The 15,224-nt window shown below is 44.8% G+C and carries 13 protein-coding genes; 10 read left to right on the forward strand and 3 right to left on the reverse strand.

The genetic code is table 11. The features are described 5' to 3' along the window. Positions 1 to 176 precede the first annotated feature (176 nt). On the reverse strand, positions 177 to 1,157 hold the full coding sequence (locus ACYRYG_RS05120; RefSeq protein WP_460197789.1) for a PstS family phosphate ABC transporter substrate-binding protein: 981 nt from the start codon (positions 1,155 to 1,157) through the stop codon (positions 177 to 179). A gap of 347 nt (positions 1,158 to 1,504) precedes the next feature. Here ACYRYG_RS05120 and ACYRYG_RS05125 point away from each other — a divergent pair, with 347 nt between their 5' ends. The 3 genes from ACYRYG_RS05125 to ACYRYG_RS05135 all read left to right on the forward strand — a co-directional run bounded on the left by ACYRYG_RS05125 (position 1,505) and on the right by ACYRYG_RS05135 (position 4,869). Next, positions 1,505 to 2,374 (forward strand): phosphate ABC transporter ATP-binding protein, encoded by an 870-nt coding sequence (locus ACYRYG_RS05125; RefSeq protein ID WP_293416014.1) that lies wholly within the window; start codon positions 1,505 to 1,507, stop codon positions 2,372 to 2,374. 264 nt (positions 2,375 to 2,638) lie between these two features. Beyond that, positions 2,639 to 3,814, forward strand: coding sequence for an ABC transporter substrate-binding protein (locus ACYRYG_RS05130; RefSeq protein ID WP_293416012.1), 1,176 nt, complete (start codon positions 2,639 to 2,641; stop codon positions 3,812 to 3,814). Further along, on the forward strand, positions 3,811 to 4,869 hold the full coding sequence (locus tag ACYRYG_RS05135) for an iron ABC transporter permease (RefSeq protein ID WP_293416010.1): 1,059 nt from the start codon (positions 3,811 to 3,813) through the stop codon (positions 4,867 to 4,869). Before ACYRYG_RS05130 ends, ACYRYG_RS05135 begins: the two co-directional genes overlap by 4 nt. A gap of 24 nt (positions 4,870 to 4,893) precedes the next feature. Here ACYRYG_RS05135 and ACYRYG_RS05140 read toward each other — a convergent pair whose 3' ends face one another. Together ACYRYG_RS05140 and ACYRYG_RS05145 are read right to left on the reverse strand one after the other, a co-directional pair. Continuing rightward, entirely contained in the window at positions 4,894 to 6,945 is a 2,052-nt protein-coding gene (locus tag ACYRYG_RS05140) for a TonB-dependent receptor (protein WP_293427109.1), read from the reverse strand. 19 nt (positions 6,946 to 6,964) lie between these two features. Next, the gene (locus ACYRYG_RS05145) at positions 6,965 to 8,215 is read right to left on the reverse strand and encodes an aminotransferase class V-fold PLP-dependent enzyme (protein ID WP_293416006.1); all 1,251 of its coding nucleotides are present in this window, start codon (positions 8,213 to 8,215) and stop codon (positions 6,965 to 6,967) included. Positions 8,216 to 8,401: 186 nt separating this feature from the next. Between ACYRYG_RS05145 and thiS the strand changes: the two genes are divergently transcribed. From thiS to cysN, 7 genes are all read left to right on the forward strand, one after another. Continuing rightward, positions 8,402 to 8,617: a sulfur carrier protein ThiS gene (thiS, locus tag ACYRYG_RS05150; RefSeq protein WP_293416004.1), complete on the forward strand. Its 216-nt coding sequence runs from the start codon at positions 8,402 to 8,404 to the stop codon at positions 8,615 to 8,617. Between the two features lie 35 nt (positions 8,618 to 8,652). Beyond that, on the forward strand, positions 8,653 to 9,465 hold the full coding sequence (locus ACYRYG_RS05155) for a HesA/MoeB/ThiF family protein (protein WP_293416002.1): 813 nt from the start codon (positions 8,653 to 8,655) through the stop codon (positions 9,463 to 9,465). Positions 9,466 to 9,542: 77 nt separating this feature from the next. Then, positions 9,543 to 9,938 (forward strand): M67 family metallopeptidase, encoded by a 396-nt coding sequence (locus tag ACYRYG_RS05160; protein WP_293416000.1) that lies wholly within the window; start codon positions 9,543 to 9,545, stop codon positions 9,936 to 9,938. Positions 9,939 to 10,027: 89 nt separating this feature from the next. Then, a complete protein-coding gene (locus ACYRYG_RS05165; protein ID WP_293415998.1) occupies positions 10,028 to 12,409 on the forward strand; it encodes a sulfurtransferase TusA family protein in 2,382 nt (793 codons plus the stop codon). Positions 12,410 to 12,430: 21 nt separating this feature from the next. Next, a complete protein-coding gene (locus tag ACYRYG_RS05170) occupies positions 12,431 to 12,892 on the forward strand; it encodes a precorrin-2 dehydrogenase/sirohydrochlorin ferrochelatase family protein (RefSeq protein WP_293415996.1) in 462 nt (153 codons plus the stop codon). Positions 12,893 to 12,948: 56 nt separating this feature from the next. Further along, complete coding sequence (cysD, locus tag ACYRYG_RS05175; RefSeq protein ID WP_293415994.1) at positions 12,949 to 13,854, forward strand: sulfate adenylyltransferase subunit CysD; 906 nt, start codon at positions 12,949 to 12,951, stop codon at positions 13,852 to 13,854. Between the two features lie 91 nt (positions 13,855 to 13,945). Next, positions 13,946 to 15,217, forward strand: coding sequence for a sulfate adenylyltransferase subunit CysN (gene cysN / locus ACYRYG_RS05180; RefSeq protein ID WP_293415992.1), 1,272 nt, complete (start codon positions 13,946 to 13,948; stop codon positions 15,215 to 15,217). Positions 15,218 to 15,224: the final 7 nt, after the last annotated feature.

Here is a 15,224-nt window from a genome sequence, read left to right on the forward strand (position 1 = left end):
AGGGACAAGATCTCATGCCAAAGAACCCTTTCAGATACTTTGCGAGCGCAAAATTACAGTTTATTTGTCAAACAGCCAAAATTTTAGAGAATTATTTAATCCTTTTAAAAGAAAATCCATCACAAAGATATCATTTCCTTCATATAAACTCTGTAAAGGTCTGATTCTTACAGAATTTACCGATTCAAATTAGCAAGACCTTTCTGCAATTTTTTCTTATCGAGAGAGATATAACCAGCCGGCACATTATATTTCTGACCTTTACTAAGAATGAATTTCAGAAAAGCGATGACTACAGGATTCGTAGGTTTACCCTTTGTAACAAGATACAGGTCACGTGCCGGTGGCGATGGGTATTTACCTTCTGCAATAGCCTTGATAAGTTGGTCTTTGCTGTCGTAGAATTTCTCATCTTCATCGAGTTTACCATTGACATTGACATCAATAGGAGCAATTGCCAGTCCAGGATTCAACTTGTGTGTTTTATCATCATAAGCATATCCAATGTTATTAAGTCCTATTCCATTAGGATCCTTTGCCACCTGCTGAGCCACGCCAGGATCGCCAAAGACACCCGTACCTTTCAAGTCTTCCTGTTTCTTACCCAGCCATTTGGCAAAGGTTTCAGCAGCGCCACAGGCATCACTGCGAGTGTAGACATCTACCCTGGAAGTATTGGCAGAACCAACTACCTGTCCCCATGTTTTGATGGTCCCTGTGATCCATAAACCCTTAGCTGCTTTAATAGAGAATCCTTTTTTCAACAACTCTTTATAGACGGGATTCCGGGCATTGATCGTAGGCACAACGGCATCTTTAGCAACAGCAAAGCCCAAAGCGCCTTGTTGGATTTCAGCATTCTTTAATTCACGAGAGACCATTCCCAGATCTACTTGTCCGGCCAGGACATCGGTAATGCCCTTCCCCGCACCACCAGCAGAGAGATCTATAGTCACATCCGGATGCAACTTCTTAAACTCATCCGCCCACTTCACAGCCAATGGATAAAGGGCGAAAGCACCTGACAGCGATATCGTGCCACTCAGTTGTTCTCCATCAGCACTCTTCTGCGATTTTTTATTACCGCAGGAAGTCAGATTCAAGGTAGTGGCTAATAATATCATTATGGCCAAAATGGTTAAACTCAATTTCTTCATTACACCTTAATTTTAAAGTTTTCTCATCAAATTTTGTTCTCTGTCTGTAACGCCTGTATCGTTTCCCCCTCCAGCACGCAAGTTATAAAGAAACAAATATTGTTGAGTTAATTTACATAGAATTATGTGGCAAAGTTACGTAGTTTTTTGATACGATAAAATCCTACATCTACGGTATTTAGCATACCACAATTATGGTAGGCTCATCAAAGAACCCGGAAAAATACCAAACTTATGGTATACAATTACTAACAAGATGGTATTTTGTGGCTTAACATTTAGCAGTATCTTTGCCAGCAATGTTCCAAATGCCGAACAGATAACGAAAGGAGAATAAAAGAGAGAATATGAATGCAATAACAACTATTTTAACCCATGCAAGAGAAGAACTCGCACAGAAAGAGTTTTCCTTTTCCAGACCGGAATCATTTGTCATAGATGACAAGTTTGCACATCTTACTGACGCCCGTCTTAGCACCAAGGATCTGAATGTATATATTAATGGGAATCATATCTTAAAGAATGTCAATGTCAATATCCCAAAGAACAGGATCACCTGCATCATTGGCCCATCCGGATGCGGCAAGAGCACCCTGTTACGGACCTTTAATCGGTTGAATGATAGTGTAGAAGGCCTGAAGATGAAAGGAGAAGTGAATCTTGGCGGGTCAAACATTCTGTCAGCCAATAGCAGCAAATTATCAGACCTGAGGCGGAATATCGGTTTAGTTCCACAGCGGCCGTGTCCACTACCTATGAGCATCTATGATAATGTAGCTTATGGATGCCGTATCCATGGCATCCGCAATCACAGAAAACTGGATATTATCGTAAGGCATTACCTCCAGGCTGTAGGCTTATGGGGAGAAGTAAAAGATCGACTGAAAACACCGGCTGCCAGACTCAGTGGTGGACAGCAACAGCGTTTATGCCTCGCTCGCAGTCTGGCTGTTGAACCCAGTTTCCTGCTTGCAGATGAAAGTACGAGTGCCCTTGATCCTATCAGCAGCAAAAGAGTAGAGCAACTCTTCACGGATCTGAAGAAAGATTACTCTATCGTAATGGTTACCCATACCCTGCGTCAGGCACTTCGTGTTGCAGATTATGTCATATTCATGTACCTCGGTGAGGTTATCGAAGCTGGTGAGGCCAAACAAATATTCAATTCCCCCCAGAATGAACTGACCAAGAACTATCTGGATGGAACTTTCAGTTAAATATCGTCCTTACCAGTTGGCAGAATTTAGTCACAGTCATAATCACTTGATTTTCACAGTCATAGTCCATTGTGACCAAAATGGTGCATTTCGGTACCCCAAAATGGTGCATTTCACTATACCAAAATGGTGCATTTCGGTCACCGTCAGATTGTTTGAGAAAATATCTTATCAATATGATTTGACAGAATGAACTAAATTCATTCCGCCAACGGGTTATCCTTCTGTATTCATAAAGCCGCTCGGATATAAAACCGGAAATTCATGAAGAAAATATCTATATTTCATTTTTTGTATGTTATTGTCCTATCTTCTGTCATCATCCTGAGTGGCTGCCAGCCACGACAGAAAGGAAATATATCTGATAAAGTTGATAGGACAGCCCCGCTCAGTGACAGCACTCGTGTCAAACTACAATATGCACAATGCTTCAAAGTGAAATACCTCAAGAATGGCATCCGCCTTATCGGCATATCTTCTTCTGAAGATACATCACGGCAGAAAACTTACCATATCGCTCTGATTCCTCGTGGGATAGAAGCTAAAGGCATACCTGAGGAATACCATGACCGGGTAAGAGTTCCCATCAGAAGTTGTATTCCGATGGGGACGGAATACCTTTCAGATTTCATCGCATTGAATGCTTTAGATAAAGTTTCCGGTATCACCAATACTCATTATCTGCAGAATAAAGTCGTCAAGCGTCTTGTCAAAGAAGGAAAAATAGCCAAGATAGGTTACGAGGGCAGCTTCGATCAGGAGGTCATCATGGCTGCTAATCCTGATGTGATATTTATTTCCCCTTTCAAGCGCGGCGGTTACGACATACTGAAACAGACCGGCATCATCCTGGTGCCCTATCTCGGATTCAAGGAACCTACGGCACTAGGACAGGCAGAATGGATCAAACTCTTCGCTATGTTTATCGGAAAAGAGAAAGAAGCAAATACTTACTTCCGGCAGATAGTCAGACGATATAATAAGGTGAAAGCCATCGCAGCCAAAGCGAAAAATAAGCCTACCATATTCAGTGGCGACAACAAAGACGGAGAATGGTATGTGATGGGAGGCAAGAGTTTTATGGCTGAACTATTCCGCGATGCCGGAGCCCGATATATTCCCGGGAATGATAATCATACAGGTGGCTATCCTACAGATTTCGAAACCATGTACAATAAAGCTGCTAACGCTGATTACTGGCGAGTAATCAACAGTTATCCCGGCACATTCAGCTATAATGCACTGCGGGCTGCCGATGTCAGAAATACAAAATTCAAGGCCTTCCGGGAAAAACATGTGATTTACTGCAATATCCGGACGTCAGGTTATCATGAACTGACACCTCTACATCCCGACCTGGTATTAGCTGACCTGGTATATGCCTTCCATCCAGAATTAATCAAGAATTATCACCCAAAGTTCTACGCCGTTCTTAAATGAGAAGAAATCCAAAGGTTCTCATACCATTACTTGCTGCCAGCATCATGATACTTTTCGTGATGAACCTTTTATTAGGATCCGTAAGCATTCCTCTCCGTGAGGTACTGCAAATCCTCGTGAGGGCAGTGCCGGAGAATAGTACAAGAAACGATATCTGGCTTATCCATAGTAACATCATCTGGTCTTCCCGCGTTCCGCAATCCTTGACAGCCATGGCTGCCGGGGCAGGACTGGCTGTTGCGGGACTACAAATGCAGACCGTATTCCATAATCCTCTGGCCGGCCCTTCTATCTTGGGCATCTCCAGTGGTGCTGCCTTAGGTGTAGCACTGGTGGTTTTGCTATCAGGAGCAATCGGTGGATCAGCTCTCAGTAACATGGGATATATTGGAGATGCTGCATTATCCATAGCTGCCATCATCGGTGCCATGTCAGTGATGGCACTCATCACTTTCGTAGCCCAAAGGGTAAAAGGAAAAGTTACTTTACTCATTATTGGTGTGATGATAGGCTATATGACAAGTGCTATCATCGGTGTCTTGAAATATTTTAGCGACGAAGATGATGTGAGAGCCTACATGGTCTGGGGATTAGGAAGTTTTTCGCGTGTATCAGGCAATAATGTTGTGCTGTTCCTTATACTTATGGCAATTCTCCTTCCGTTGGCTTTTCTTCTGATCAAGCCCATGAATTTATTATTACTTGGTGAAGGTTATGCCCGTAATCTGGGACTTAACATCCGGAAGGCACGGCTGGAAGTGATTCTCTGCAGCAGCATGCTGGTAGCTGTCGTTACAGCTTACTGCGGTCCCATTCTTTTCATCGGATTGGCAGTACCACACCTTTGCCGCAGTCTCTTTAGGACCAACAATCACAGTCTCCTCGTTCCTGCGTCATTGTTTACAGGTACTGCCCTGGCACTGCTCTGTAACCTGATTGCCCGTATGCCGGGATTTGAAGGTGTATTGCCTGTCAACTCAGTTACGGCACTCATCGGCGCGCCGATTGTGATGAGCGTACTGCTCAAGCACCAAAAAGAAGAGACCAACTATTAGTTCTTCCAACTGCAAACAACTTGCTTACCAGAATTTTATTTTTAGTCCTACGACCATCATCCTTCCTGCAGAAAAATTGGCATATCTGAGAGTACTACTGTCAATACGATCATCTTTTGTGTTGAAGATATTTTCTATGCCAATACTGGGTTGAATCGAGCATCCTCTCCCCCATTGTAAAGTTTGTATCACATTCAGATTCCAGATTCCAAAACCTGGTGCATTCTCATACTCCGGCGGATAATAGGTCTTACTCTGAAGGCGGCCATTAAAGTTGATATCCAGTACATACTTGTGCCAGGCATGATGATAATTGGTCATGAGCGTCAAAGTATTTCTAATACTGCGTTCCAGATTTTGCCACACGCCATCTGTCTGTTGGCGTCCATAGATGCAAGCATATTTGGCAGATATATCCAATCCGTCAACCGGATTCAGTGTTGCATCTAACTGCAACCCATAGATTTGACCTTTGTCACTATTTACATATAGGTTGTAATGGTCTGTTTTTATTGCCTGAGCATCCGTTATCTCCGGGAATTCAACACGAAGTCGGCTAAGAGATTCAGCATCCAATTTGACAATCTTTTCCACGATCATATCATTCACATCATTGGCAAAACCAGTAATCCCAAGGCTCCAGTATTGAGCATTGTACTCAGCACTCAACGAGAAATAGTTGCTGCTCTCGGGTTTAAGGGTTTTATTGCCAATCGTTATCGTAGAAAAATTCCTGACGAAACTGATATACCGATAATAGAGTTCGTCAAGACCCGGTGCACGATAACCGCGCGAATAGGCAGCACGCAAGACAAACCGCCCAGGAGCATACCTCAAAGCAATCTTCGGGGTGAAGTTGACGCCAAAAAGTTCATGATCGTTATAACGTGCTCCAAAAATAAACTCCAGATCTCTTGCCAACTGGGACTCATGTTGGAGATAAGCTGCCCATGTATATACATGATTGTCAACATCTCCTGCTACAGAGTTCAGGAAGTCATTACGCCAGTCGATACCTGCAATAGTGACAGAATTCCGGTAAAAGCTGAAGGTTCCTTTAAGTTCTGCTTCATACATCTTCTGAGTCTTTTTCCGGACATAATCACCGGCAGACTGTGTCGGCGTTGCCACCTTATATTCATTGCCATAACTATAGTTATCACCCGTAAGGCGAAACTGCAGGTTGGCCTCTTTTGTAAATTTGTATGTAACTCCAGTATCCCACCGCCAATCCTCTGAGCGCAGTTCATAATCAAACCCGCCGGTCGTCTCATCACTTGTTTGCGGACGATAGGTCTTATGCCAGTTATAATTCCCTTCAGCGAAAAAACTTAAATGTTGCTGAGTTTGATAGATAAAGCGCTGAGTGAACAGATTAGTCCTGAAGCCAGAAGTAAGAGGAGCCAGAGAACGTTGGACTGCTCCGGCATTTCCACTGACATATTCATAGTCGTTGTTGCGGAAATAGCCTGCCTGATCATGACAGAACGAAGTATAACTGCCAAATCCTTTTCGATATAGATTCAGATGAACTGATTGACCGAACTGCCCTTTTCCGGATACACGGGTATCTGCAATAAAGGAAAAGGGATGGTCAGTTGGTTGATCCGTAATGATATTGATTACACCCCCTATAGCATCGCTGCCATATAAAGAAGACGCTGCACCGTCAAGTACTTCAATACGGCGTATGCCGGATAGATCCATTCTATTCAAGTCAATATTTCCAGAGATATCCCCTATCAACTTTTTGCCGTTAACTAACACCAGCACATATTTGTTTCCCAGTCCGTTGAGATGAAGATAAGAACCCGTAGAATTAGGTGACACTGACAGTTGTGGCATCATAGATGTGATGACATCCGTAAAACTGCCAAAGCCAGTCCGCTGAATATCAGCAAGTGTAATCACACGGACAGGCGTTACCGAAGAGCGCAAATATTGATGGTAACCGTCACCAGTGACGACAACAGGTCCCAGCCTTACCACTTTCCGGTTTAGCAAACTGTCCTCCTGTGCCAATACCGATATCCCGAAAAAACATAATACTATTCCGATGAATATATTTTTTCTCATTCAAATCAGAACTGATGTTCTATAGAGATGATTCGGCAGCCTTCACAGCCTGGATAATGTCAGCTAACAGATCCTCTTTCCTTTCCAGCCCGATACTCAACCGTACAGCAGTAGGGCGCACATCCATAGCCAGACGCTCCTCTTCTGTAAAATGAACGAAAATAGTACTTGCAGGATGAATCGCCAGACTCTTGTGGTCAAAGAGGTTTGTAGCCCTGCGTATCAACTTCAGATGATTAATAAACTGGAATGCTGTCTCCTTGCTTTTCAGGTCAATGGTGAGCATTGCGCCGGGTAACGGACCGAATTGTCTGGTGCTTATTTCATAATAAGGATTATCTTTCAAACCCGTATAACTGACTCTTTTTATTCCAGGCACTTCCTGAAGTTGCTCTGCCAGCCATAGCGCACTCGAGGCCTGACGTTCGAACCGGAGATCAAGTGTTTCCAAACCGAGCGTTTCCATATAAGCGACCTGAGGAGTCATCAATCCTCCTAGATTTGAGATCAGTTCGGTCTTCACACGAGCCGAGAAAGCAAGTTTCCCTGCCTGTCTTGCTATACGTCTCAGTGCCGGTGAATGGGAATTTTTCCAATCGAAATGACCGTAGTCAAGCAGCAATCCTCCTAACCCCGTGGCTCCGCCACTGATGTACTTTGTACTTGATACCACTTCGATATCAACGCCGAATTCTTTAGCATGAAAGCGCGAGAAAGGTACGATAGTGCTATCAGCAATCAAGGGTACATGATGTGCATGTGCAATATCTGAGAGACTTTTGATGTCAACTACCGTCATCTGTGGATTAGTGATGATCTCAAAGAAGATGGCTACTGTGTTTTCGTCTATCTTGCTTTCAGTATCCTTCGGATCAAGAAGATTCGCATAGCGTGTTTCAACACCAAACTCACCCAGCGTATCATGGATAAAACTGATCGTATTACCGAAAAGGTACGGAGATATAATGATGTTCTTACCTTTTGCAGCAACAGTTGTAAGGGAATAACTTACGGCTGTCATGCCCATATTGAGTGCTGTCACAGTTGCTGCTCCCGTAACGGCCTGGACACGATGTTCAAGATACATCACTGTGGGATTGGAAATACGTGAATAAGCAGGATCCATACTCCTTCCGGAAAAAGCGTTTTGCATGGCCAAAGCATTGTCAAACTCAAAAGCGGCAGTATAATAGACCGGCATGGCCAGTGAGCCATAAGCATCTTTCTTCGGATAACGAGTACATAAGATTCTACTTTCGTAATCACTCATAATTTTCTTTTTTAAAATTCTTAAAGACTTGATTGCAAAGGTCGCTACATTTGGTTTCACTGGCAATACCATAAGATGAGTATTCGTATCCCATAAGTTTGGTAGGTAAAATACCCCGATGGTGGTATTACACACGTGCTGAAAAGTTGCGACCTTTGCACTGAAACCAAGACAAAATGAAGAGAAATGGCACAAATCATTGTAAATGACGAAAAACAGGAAGTTAATCTTCCACTGACATTAGACAAACTCATTGAGTTAAACCGAGTCTTACAACCGGATATGCTCACCGTTCAAGTTAACAGTGAGTTCGTTGAGAAAGAGGATTATGGTACCACCGAGTTGAAAGAGGGTGACAAAGTGGACTTTCTTTACTTCATGGGTGGCGGAAGTCCCCGGTAAATCCTATTTCCCATCCATCAAACAGAAGATAAAGAATGATTAATCTTACAGAAGAGCAAATAGAGAGATACAGCCGCCATATCCTGCTTCAGGATGTAGGTGTAGAAGGCCAGGAGAAAATCCTGCAGGCGAAAGTACTCATTATCGGTGCCGGCGGGTTGGGAGCTCCGGCTGCATTATATCTGGCTGCTGCTGGTGTAGGGCACATCGGTATCGTAGATGCTGACGTGGTAGATCTCAGCAATTTACAACGGCAGATCATCCACTTCACCAAGGATGTAGGTACGCCGAAAGTGGAGAGTGCAAAGGAAAAAATGCTGGCAATCAATCCGGACATCAAGGTGACCACTTATCATGAATTCCTCGACTCCGGCAATGCCAGAGAAATCATTGAGCCATGGGACTTCATCATTGACGGAACCGATAATTTCCCTGTGAAGTTTCTTATCAATGATGCTTGCATCATGCTGAACAAGCCTTTTTCCCACGGTGGTATTCTGAAGTTTCGGGGACAGACCTTCACTCATGTTCCGGGTACAGCATGCTACCGGTGTTTCTTCAAGGAGCCGCCACCTGTCGGAGCCGTCCCGACTTGCAGTCAGGCTGGCGTGTTAGGAGCTGTTGCAGGTATGCTCGGAACCATTCAGGCAACTGAGGCATTGAAATATATCCTCGGCATAGGAGATTTGCTCACCGACCGCCTGCTTACCTTCGATGCGAAGACCATGGTTTTCCGTACCATCAAGGTAAAGAAAAGATCCACTTGTGAGATTTGCGGTGATCACCCTACCATTGACCATCTGATCGATTATGAACAGGCTGCCTGTGATTTAAAAAGTCACGAATAGGAAACTCTGTCCATGGGAAAGGGTAAAGGCGGAAGAAAAACGATAAAACGACAAGACTATAATCAGATAATTACAGGATGAAAATCAATGATGATGTGATACAAGTGATGATTGCACAAGCCAGAAAAGATGCCCCCGTAGAAACTTGTGGCTATCTGTTAGGGAAAGATGATATCGTGACTGAAAGCTATTGGATGGAAAACATTGACCATAGCACAGAGCATTTCTCCTTTGAACCGAAAGACCAGTTTGCCGCACTGAAATACGCCCGTAGCAAAGAGCTCAGAATTCTCGCCAACTGGCATAGTCACCCGGCATCTCCTTCACGTCCTTCACAGGAAGACATCAGACTGGCCAATGACCCTCATATCCGCTACGCCATCCTCTCTCTCTTTGAAGGAATTCACTTGAATTCTTTCAAGATTATCGAGAGTAAAGTCATTGATAAAGAAGTTCACTTTGCTGAGGATTGATTTCCTCTGAATGAACGGAAACATTCACAAACGACAAAAAGTAGTATTGCAAGAAGTGAATACGAAGATATTGAAAGGAATAAATAAAGATGTACAGAATTCCATCGACATTAGACAGTGATCTCGATTATACCGAATCGCTGATCAGAAAATTCCAGGCAGGAGAAATATCCGCAGCAGAATTAAAGAGCAACCGGGTACCTATGGGCATCTATGAACAACGCAAAGACCGGCACCACATGCTGCGCGTACGTTGTGCAGGCGGACTGATTACTCCCAATCAACTGGCTCAGATAGCCTTCGTCGGCCATCAGGTGTCAGCCTCTCATCTTCACCTTACAACACGTCAGGAGATTCAGATCCATAATGTGGATATTGCCGATGCCATCCCGGCTTTACGCAAACTCGAGAAGGCTGGGCTGAGCACCGCTGGAGGTGGTGGAAACACCGTACGCAATATGACTGTTGATGACCGGAGTGGATTGACCGGTGATGAGGAATTCGATGTATATCCTTACGTTGAAGAACTGACCTCCAGGCTGATTGCTGAAAAGGACTCATTCACGATGCCTCGAAAATACAAGGTAGCCATAGACTATAATGTGAAAGATGCCCACTCTTCTTATGTCGCTGACTTTGGACTGCAAGCCAGAACACAAAATGGAAAACGGGGATTCCGTGTGCTCATCGCCGGTAGTACTTCTACTAATCCGCATACAGGATGGGAGGTTTTTGCCTTCCTGCCGGAAATTGACCTCATGCGTGCTGCCAAAGCCTTGAAAAACTGGTTTAACAGGTACGGTAACCGGCGGAACCGGCATAAGGCACGTATGCGCTACATATTCTATAAATATGGTGAAGAGGAAGCCAAAAAGTTCTACTATGAGGAATTCAAGAAGTTAAAGCAAGATGCAAGCCTTGATTTCTTCGCACCGCCCCTGCCCCTGGAACACCATAGACCTTCATTCGCTCCCTCAACCGACAATAGCCAAGTTTTCAAGACATGGAAAAAGCGCTATGCTCACAAACAGACGACCAGGGAAGGACTCGCTCAGAATCTCTGGTACACCTATATTCCTGTAGACCACGGTAACAACCGTACTGAGTTTTTTGCATCAGTAGCAGAATTCATGGATAAATTCGGGAATGATGTTATCCGATTCACGAAGAAGGAACAAATTCAGATACGCAACATCAATGAGGAATATCTGCCTGACATCTATCACTTCTTCAAGAAAATAGGGGATTATCAGATAGACTATCCCGTTATCATCAATAATCTGATATCCTGTACAGGTGCCGATACCTGCCGGTTGGGGATATGTTTGCCCAAAGGGGCCATTGATGCCACTGCCAGACACTTGCTGGCCAGTAATCTCAATCTGGATGCTATTCCGGACTTCGAACTGAGAATGAATGGATGTACTAATATCTGCGCCAATGCGACATGGGCGGACCTGGGATTCAGCGGCCGTATCGGTCGTATGGGTGATGACCCGTTCCCGGCATATACCGTATGGCTTCCCGCCAAGGGAAGGAACCAGATCGATCTCCAACAGGGGTATGTACCGGCTAGACACATTCCTGGTTTTGTAGAGGACTACCTGCGTGATGTCATTGCTCATCAGTGCGAATATACTGACTATTATGACTATGTAGCCAATAGGGGGGTAGAAACGGTAAAGCAACTCACCGAAAAATACATAAAGGTAAAACCGTTCAACGAGGAGCCGCAAACTTACTATGACTGGGGTGATGATGAGAAGTTCAGCCTTGTCAAGTACGGACAAGCGGAATGCTCTGCAGGCCTCTTCGACATTATCGAATTGGATCAGCAAACCATTGCGGAAAAGAGGAAGGAAATAGAGTCTGGCACGGTCAAGGATATAGAGAAGACCTTACACGACATCGTATTTGCTGAAAACCGTATGCTGCTGGTTACCCGTGGCATTGACCCCCGTACTGACGATGATGTATACAATGGTTTTACAAGAGAATTCATACAGGCAGGCATCGTACCGGTCAAATACCAGATACTTACGGATAAAGCCCGCCACGACCAGAGTCTGGCAGAGGAGCAGACACTTATCTTCGAATTGTCTGATTTACTGGATGATTTATACCGGAATATGAGCGATAATCTGCAGTTTAATACAGAGAAAGTAAAGGAAACTGCCGTTCCGGAATCCTCCAAGATTGCAGCAGAGGAGAAAACTGTCCCTGAAGAGAAATCAGGGAACGTTTCAGAACCTGACGTAAAAAAGGATTTCCGGGGAGTGGCATGCCCGATGAACTTCGTAAAGACCAAGATTGCCCTCGCTCCGATGAAAAGCGGACAGATTCTGGAAATTCTCCTCGATGACGGACAACCCATCCAGAATGTCCCGGGCAGTGTGAAGAATGAGGGGCATACGGTACTCTCTACGGAAAAGACCGATAACTACTGGAAGGTTATCATCAAGAAAAAATAATTTCATTAGAAAGCCATTGATATGTCCCTTCACTATCTTCCCGTTGCCATCCCTGTCACGGATGCCCGCGTCATGATTATCGGTGGCAGCCAGGAAGGTATCAGAAAAGCCAAAAGACTGGCACGGCTCATGGATCAAGTAATCTTCATCTCGCCGGTAATACCGGAAGAAATCAGAAATTTGCCTTTTCGATTTGTAAAAAAGGAATTTGATGAAGAAGATTTACAAGGGGTAAAGGTCCTTTTTGTCTGCACGGCTGACAAAGAGCGAAACCATCGCATCAAACGGATAGCTGAAGATCTGGGAATTCTTACGAGCGTATGTGATGACCGTGAGTATTGTGACTTTATCTCACCGGCTATCTTTAGCAATGGAAAACTCTCGATTTCGGTTGGTTCGGACGGAGAGGACGTCAGGCGATCTATAAGGGTCAGGAATCGGATAAAACAATTGATTGACAAGGGTATCCTGGATATCACGTAAGATACCAGACAAGGTAAAAGACTTCAGTCACTGGAAAAATTAAAATAAGAGAGATTATGCACGACAAAAACATGACACATTTAAAGGAACTCGAATCAGAAGCAATCTTTGTCCTTCGGGAAGTAGCAGCTCAGTTTGAGCATCCGACGATTCTATTCTCAGGAGGGAAAGACTCAATCGTAGTTACCTATCTGGCTTACAAGGCCTTTTACCCCGCAAAGATTCCGTTTCCACTACTGCATATTGATACTGGACACAATTTTCAGGAAACGCTGGACTACCGTGATGCACTCGTAAGGAAACTTGGCGCTGACCTCGTCGTCGGCTCTGTACAGAAAAGTATAGATAAGGGGCGGGTAAAGGAAGAAACGGGTTACTACGCCAGCCGCAACAAGTTGCAGACCACCACCCTGTTGGATACGATCAGTGAACACAAATTCGATGCTGCCATCGGCGGTGCGCGACGGGATGAGGAGAAGGCACGCGCAAAAGAGCGCTTTTTCAGCCACCGTGACGAATTCGGACAGTGGAATCCGAAAAAACAGCGGCCGGAACTCTGGAATATCTTCAATGGCCGGAAGAATGTGGGTGAACATTTCCGGGTATTCCCGATTTCCAACTGGACGGAAATGGATGTGTGGCAATATATCTATCTGGAAAATATTCCTATGCCAAGCCTCTATTTCGCTCATGAACGTGATGTATTCAACCGTGATGGACAGTGGCTGGCTGCCCTGCCGGTCATCAAGCGCAAACCTACTGAAGAAGTGGTCCGAAAACTGGTCCGCTGCCGTACCATCGGAGACATCACCTGTACAGGTCTGACCGAATCGAAGGCAACCAGCGTGGCCGACATCATCGATGAAATCGCTTCTACCCGAGTGACTGAACGCGGAGGCCGTGCGGATGACAAACGTAGTGAAACAGCCATGGAGGACCGGAAGAAGGCAGGATATTTCTAAATCCCGGGAATTCTTCTTGAGAAATCAATATTAACGGGTAGGATATAAGAATCTTACCTCATTATTCAAAATCAACAATACCAAACAGAAAATGCCAGATATAAGAGGATATTTAAATATGGAACTGCTGCGCTTCTCAACTGCGGGCAGCGTGGATGATGGAAAGAGTACGCTCATCGGAAGACTTCTCTATGATAGCAAGTCTATTTTCGAAGACCAACTGGAAGCGGTAGAAGAAGCTTCCAAAAGCCGGGGAAATGAGGAGGTGAACCTTGCACTCCTCACGGATGGCCTGCGGGCTGAACGTGAACAGGGCATCACCATCGATGTTGCCTACCGGTACTTCGCCACTCCTAAACGCAAGTTTATTATTGCCGATACTCCGGGACACATCCAGTATACCCGTAATATGGTGACAGGTGCCAGCACGGCAGACCTGAGCATCATACTCGTCGATGCTCGGCATGGCATACTCGAACAGACCGTCCGGCATAGCTATATCTCATCCTTGTTGGGAATTCCACATATCGTTGTAGCCATCAACAAGATGGATCTCGTAGATTATTCAGAAGAAGTCTATAACCAATTGGTCTCTGACTATCAGAAAATGTCTCACACACTGCATATCCAGAACGTGGCTTTTATCCCAATCAGTGCCAAAATAGGTGACAATGTCGTAAACAAAAGCAGCAAAATGCCTTGGTATAAAGGGAAGACTCTGCTGGATTATCTGGAAACGGTACCGGTCAGTCATAAGGCCATCAGTGATTTCTTTCGGTTTCCGATCCAGTATGTCATCCGTCCTATCAGTGATCAATATCCTGACTACCGGGGGTATGCAGGCCGGGTAAGCGGAGGACTGTTGAAACCGGGTGACCGGGTCCGGGTACTGCCCTCGGGACTGGAGAGCACAGTCAAAAGTATCGATTTCACAGACCAGCATCTGGAAGAAGCATTCTCTCCGGAGAGTGTCACTATTCTGTTAGAAGATGATGTCGATATCAGCCGCGGAGATACACTGGTGAAAGCCGGCGAGGAACAACCGCAAATCGAACAGGACATCACCATGAACGTATGCTGGTTCAATGAGCGTCCGGCACAAGTTGGAAACAGATACATGATCCGGCAGTTGACCTCTGAGAGTCTGTCCGTCATACGTAACATCAACTATCGACGCAATATCAATACGTTGGAGAAAGAAGAGAGTGTGAGCGAACTGAAAATGAATGATATCGCTGAAATCACCGTTCATACGGCTAATCCACTGGTATTCGACAAATATGCAGAAAACAAGGTAACAGGTAGTCTGATCTTTATCGACCCGGATACCAACGAGACTGTAGGAGCGGGAATGATCAAGTAAACTAAGA

The organism is Segatella asaccharophila, from assembly GCF_054687055.1.